The sequence below is a fragment of the Bacillota bacterium genome (genome assembly GCA_018818595.1).
Classification (GTDB): domain Bacteria; phylum Bacillota_I; class Bacilli_A; order Izemoplasmatales; family Hujiaoplasmataceae; genus JAHIRM01.
Genome location: JAHIRM010000011.1, coordinates 1 through 2,784, shown reverse-complemented (window position 1 = coordinate 2,784; position 2,784 = coordinate 1). Strand labels below are relative to the sequence as shown.

The following is a 2,784-nucleotide window of genomic DNA, read 5'->3' as shown; positions in this document are numbered from 1 at the left end:
GAAGACGATGACTATGTTGGATTAGTTCAACAGTGGAATCAAAAAGAAAATGGTGAAGTTCCAGAGTATGAATTTGAAGAAGTTTACAGTGGCGGATTTAGAGCTTATGTAACTTTAAAGACAAAAAGAGGATCGCTACGTTATCATGCTGAAGGAAGTAATAAAGCTGAAGCAAGAGCCAATGTAGCAGAACTCGCTTATAACGACCTAGATGAACATAACGAACTATTTACAATTTTGGATGAACTTCCAGAAGAATTAACACTAGAAAACTCAATCAACACCCTTCAAGAATTAGCTCAAAAAGGATATGTTTCATTACCGGAATATTATCTGCCAGAAGATCAAGTTTATGATAGTAATGATGAACCAAGATGGTCATGTAGATGTACCATTAGAAGTCATGTAATAGAAGAGACCGCCTATGCAACTTCTAAAAAAGTAGCAAAGAAATATGCAGCATACCTTTGTATCTGTAATATTTGTGGATTAAAAGACCAATATGAGAATGATGAAAACTAAACAAAGTTAACATCAAAATCAAATAATGTTAGATTTTTAGTGCCTAATTATGCTAAAATGTTATGTATAGATGATCTTATTTCTTAAGTATCAATCGGTTCATATTTGTTGGATAGTTAGGCACTTTTTATTGTATAGAATTTAGAGGGGGATAAAATATGTTGAATATTGGGTTGATAGTATTGCTCTCGATAGACTTTTTGCTTCTATTCATTGGCAGAATTATATTCTATTTACATACTTTCAAAGTATTTAATTTTAGAGATTTCATTAAAAAAATACAAGATGCAATTCCTTCTAAAAACAAGAATGAAGATTTAGTAGACAATTTGAATGAAGAAATCGATGATATTGAAAAAAAGAAAAGAACCTTATTTTATAGTTTTTTACTTATAATTAAGCATTCTGTTCTATTTGTACTTAGATGGATTGGTAAATTCACTATAATAGGTTTTGTAATAGCAATAATTATATTGTGTATAGGCATTCCAACCGCAAGCATATGGGGAACAATTCTTATTGCAATTCACTTTGGTGTATTATATGCCATATTATTCTTATTTGTTATGAAGTTTATAAATTTTCTTTTAGGGTTATGGTTGTTTCATTTAGCCAAAGTTGATAAAAAAAGGACTCAAAGAGTTTTGATTATGGATGCAATCCAATTTACCATGTTAAGTCTTTTAGTCTTTCTAGCTGCATTTGGTTATCCAGTGGATATGAGTAGCATGATTGTTATACCATTTGAGTGGAATATAGTTCTCAACAACTTGCTTTCAATCGTTATTCCAATGTTATTCTATGCTCTGATTATTACTAATATATTTGCTTTATTTATTAGGTTCAAGAATATATTTACAAAGGACATTAACAAGCATAGAATTATTCGATTACACCAATTGCTATTCATCTTTATCACATCTTGTTTCTTTGGAATTTTGTATCTCACAGATATTGACTTCAGTTTTATGAATGAACTGGAAAGAACGATGTATTTGCAGACTCTTGAAGTTGTTAAATGGATTGTAACATCAGCATTTATACCTTTATTTCTTTATACTTTAAATAACTTCAAAAAAACGAAAACAGTGATTCAAAGACCTAGAAGAAGAACAAGTAGTCGCATGTAGTGATTCAAGTAAAAGTAAGAGGTGAAAAAATGAAAATATTGATATGTGGAGCGGGATATGTTGGACTTTCCAATGCTCTTTTAATGAGCACAAAACATCAAGTGTTTCTATTTGATATAAATGAAAAGAAAAGAGAGTCCATTAGAAAATTAGATTTTACTTGCTTAAACGAACTAAATTTGGGTAGATTCCCAATTATTTATAATAACATTCAGCTAGTTGACACAATATCTCGGTACAAATTTGATTTTGTTATAATTGCATTACCAACAGATTTGGGGGATGATGGAAAACTATCGATTGATGTCATTCTTGATTGTCTAAAGGAACTGAATAAGGAGACTATCCTAATTGTAAAATCAACTCTACCATTAGGTGCATCGAAGCTAATAATTGATAAATTTGGTGATTTTATCTACATACCAGAATTCCAGCGTGAAGGGACAGCTGTTTATGATTCCTTTTATCCTTCAAGAATAGTTATAAGCGGAGATTTGCAGCAAGTAAATGAAGTTAAAAATCTTTATTCTGAATGTATCCTGAATCAACCAGAAATAATATTGACAAATCATATAGAAGCGGAGTGTATTAAGCTCTTTTCGAATACATATTTAGCGATGAGAGTGGCATTTTTTAATGAGCTTGATACTTATATGATGCAAAATCAAATCAATGTTGAAACGGTGATTCATGGCATGGGACTGGATGAGAGAATTGGTTTACATTATAATAATCCTTCCTTTGGGTTTGGCGGTTACTGCCTACCAAAAGATACAGAGGAGGTTAAAAATAGCATTGATTCCATACTGATAGAGAATATTAACAAATCTAATATAAATAGAACATTTGAAATAGCTCAATTCTTGTCTGGAAAAGGGTATAGAAAGATTGGAATATATAAATTGGCTTCAAAATCTAGAGTTTCAAGTAACAGGAATTCTGCAACGATTTTATTGATAGAAGAATTGAAAAAGACTAATGTAGAATTGTTTGTTTATGATCAAAACGAAGTAAATATTGCTGGTTGTACAAGTGTCAACGATTTAGAAGAACTTTTTAGGCTTTCGGATATAGTGATAGCAAACAGAGTAGAAAAGGAATTGGAAAAATATAAAGACAAAGTGTTTTCCAG

3 protein-coding genes are annotated in these 2,784 nt (G+C 30.6%); all 3 read left to right on the top strand.

Annotation, left to right across the window (positions count from 1 at the left end):
• The coding region (locus tag KJ971_02600) for a hypothetical protein (protein ID MBU1144732.1) at nt 1–522 on the top strand (522 nt) is incomplete at its 5' end.
• Between the two features lie 158 nt (nt 523–680).
• Entirely contained in the window at nt 681–1,652 is a 972-nt protein-coding gene (locus KJ971_02595; GenBank protein MBU1144731.1) for a hypothetical protein, read from the top strand.
• A 29-nt stretch (nt 1,653–1,681) separates the two neighbouring features.
• Nucleotides 1,682–2,784: nucleotide sugar dehydrogenase (locus KJ971_02590; protein MBU1144730.1), on the top strand; the 1,103-nt coding region annotated here is incomplete at its 3' end.

Bases quoted from the DNA above. Each gene is read 5' to 3' on its own strand.
- KJ971_02595 (MBU1144731.1), top strand. From the start codon at position 681: ATGTTGAATATTGGGTTGATAGTATTGCTCTCGATAGACTTTTTGCTT.